At 58.2% G+C, this 462-nt stretch carries 1 protein-coding gene; it reads left to right on the plus strand.

The genetic code is table 11. From position 1 onward, the window contains the following. On the plus strand, nucleotides 1–462 hold a 462-nt coding region (locus tag MST27_RS22260), incomplete at both ends, for a TolC family protein (RefSeq protein WP_243608018.1).

Consider the following 462-nt stretch of genomic DNA (forward strand, 5'->3'; position numbering starts at 1 on the left):
TGCGCAGCCTTTAGAGTTGCCGACCTTCACACAGACCTTACCTGCCAGTGTGGCAAATACCTTCCCCGTTGAGTCTGTCGACTCCATAAGCTTTCTACGCGCCTTGGAGCTCGCTAGCTCTGCAAGCCCTGAACTGGCTGCTGCAAGACGTGAGCTGGCTGCTTCTCGCGCATTGATTAGCCAAGCCGGAGCGCGTCCGAATCCAATATTGTCCGCTAGCCAGGAGGGAATCCGAGGTGATGCCCCCGAGACGACGCTTGAGCTGAGCCAAGAAATAGAGCTGGGTGGTAAACGTTCGGCTCGTATTGAGGCAGCGCAACGCGCCATGGACGTAGCGGCCGCCGACCTACAGGACGCCCAAGCTCGACTGAGGGGGGCAGTGATGGGTGCATACTACGATGTGCTTACTGCTCAAGAACGGCTGGACCTCGCTCAGGCTGCTTCAAAGCTTGCGAAGCAAGC

The organism is Stutzerimonas marianensis (genome assembly GCF_022810315.1).
Taxonomy (GTDB): Bacteria; Pseudomonadota; Gammaproteobacteria; order Pseudomonadales; family Pseudomonadaceae; genus Stutzerimonas; species Stutzerimonas marianensis.